Annotated in this window: 1 protein-coding gene; it reads right to left on the bottom strand. The window is 43.3% G+C overall.

From position 1 onward, the window contains the following. Positions 1-3: 3 nt before the first annotated feature. Positions 4-1,080, bottom strand: coding sequence for an RNA-guided endonuclease InsQ/TnpB family protein (locus ACP7AE_RS14150; protein ID WP_426243857.1), 1,077 nt, complete (start codon positions 1,078-1,080; stop codon positions 4-6). Positions 1,081-1,198 lie beyond the last annotated feature (118 nt).

The raw sequence follows: 1,198 nt of genomic DNA, 5'->3' as shown, positions 1-1,198 counted from the left end.
CTACTAAAGACGGCCAAGCCCGACCGCGAGAATGTTTTTTGCTCCATTAACGTCTCTGTTATGGGTCGTTTTACAAGAACGACAAAACCATACTCTTATACCAAGCGCTGATCTACCTTTCGGACTGTCTTGGCGAGAGCCGCAACACGAGCAGGTTTGGGTGGTGTACACTTCATTCACTTCGATATAGTGGCAACCTGCGTTCGCGCATTTATAATCCAGTTGCCGCTTAATTTCAAACCAACCTGCGTCATAGACGGATTTGGCCAGTTTGCCCTTAGTGAATGATGTTGATTTGATTTTACCAACAACAATTAGGCTGTTGGCTTTGACAAGCTTTGATGTGAATTTATGAATGAGGTCTTGACGGGTATTTTTAATCTTGGCGTGAATGGCCTTGACCCGCTTTTTATTCTTAGCTCTTTGAGCAATGGACAGTTTTTCAGCGTATTGATGAGTGACTTTGGTTTGCAGTTTGTCGCCATCACTACTGACTGCTGAATCTTTGCAGCCTAAATCGATACCGACTTGACCAGTGCCACACGCTGTTTTTGGAAATTCTTTAACCGTCACACAGACGTACCAGTGACCGCGATTGTCCTGTACCAATTCGCAAGTATTGATGGTGTAGAGCGCTAAGTTATAGCTGTCCCATAGGTCAATAGTGAGTTTTTTACCTTTAGCTAAGCTGAATTGTAGGGTGCTTTTTAGACACTTTTTACCACTTTGGCGGGTGCTAATATGCTTAATAGCGGTCTTTTTAAACGGAATCCAACCAAGAGAACTACGTTTGGCTTTAGGGTTATTGGTGCGCCAGTTGAGTTTGGCTTTTTTAAACTGTTTACGAGCCTTGGCATGGGTTTCGGTCACTGCTTGTAAGGTTTGGCTGTGTAGGTTTAGATATTCACCCGCACCTTTGGTGTAAGTAGCCAAATCATAAGCCGAAAAGAATTGACCAGTACGCTTGAGGTGTTTAAAACTTAGCTCATTGACGTAATTCCAGACAAAGTTAACCGACCCCGCTAAGATATTTAGCTGAGTGGCATGTTTGTCTTTGATGCGTAGTTTGAGCGTTTTCATGGGGTAATTATGATCTCAATGTATTTGGTTATCAAGGTATGTTCAATCTTAGGTGACAACGGTTGACGCCTGATATCCACGCCCTAGAAGGACGTGGTTTTACGGCGCTAGATGATAA

Origin of the sequence: Psychrobacter sp. TWP2-1-2 (genome assembly GCF_049896785.1) — a bacterium.
Classification (GTDB): Bacteria; Pseudomonadota; Gammaproteobacteria; order Pseudomonadales; family Moraxellaceae; genus Psychrobacter.
Note: the sequence above shows the minus strand (reverse complement) of the source record. Positions and strands in the feature narration are given on the sequence as shown.

What these genes read in the sequence shown, in the direction of transcription:
- ACP7AE_RS14150 (WP_426243857.1), bottom strand. Translation starts at nt 1,080, where the DNA reads ATGAAAACGCTCAAACTACGCATCAAAGACAAACATGCCACTCAGCTA.